The following is a 522-nucleotide window of genomic DNA, read 5'->3' as shown; positions in this document are numbered from 1 at the left end:
GGCATAAATGTCGCGCGGCACATCCACGCCGAGCATCTCCGGCCGGTATTGGGCGTTGTTGTAGATCTGGTCGGGCGGAATCACGCCGGCGCGGATGATGTCCTGGCCGTGGTAGATATCGTGGATGAACCGGTTCAGCGCCGCCACGCGCTGCCGCAGGCCGCGCTCGAGCGTGGCCCACTCGCTGGCCGGGAAGATGCGCGGAATCACATCGAACGGAATCGTGCGCTCGGTGCCGCTGTTCGACTCGTCCTTGTCGCCGTAGACGGCAAAGGTAATGCCCACGCGCCGGAAGATAAGGTCCGCCTCGGCGCGTTTGTTGTCCATCGTCGAACCGGACTGCCGCCCGATCCAGTCCGCAAAATTGCGGTAGTGGGCCCTGACCGCCCCTGACGGCAGCGTCTGTCCGGCCTCGATGGCCGCCACTGCTCCGTCCTCCCGCCCTTCCAGCATCTCGTCGAAAAACCGCGCCGCCATGATGGCCGCTCCTACGTGAAATGGGCGCCCGCGCCGGCCTCGTAC

At 65.9% G+C, this 522-nt stretch carries 1 protein-coding gene; it reads right to left on the bottom strand.

Translation table 11 applies throughout. The features are described 5' to 3' along the window. Nucleotides 1–477: circularly permuted type 2 ATP-grasp protein (locus tag AB4Z35_RS30245; RefSeq protein ID WP_442101194.1), on the bottom strand; the 477-nt coding region annotated here is incomplete at its 3' end. Nucleotides 478–522 lie beyond the last annotated feature (45 nt).

This window comes from Pseudomonas sp. KB_15 (genome assembly GCF_052114525.1).
In the GTDB taxonomy this organism is placed as follows: domain Bacteria; phylum Pseudomonadota; class Gammaproteobacteria; order Pseudomonadales; family Pseudomonadaceae; genus Aquipseudomonas.
This window is presented reverse-complemented; position numbering and strand designations above follow the sequence as displayed.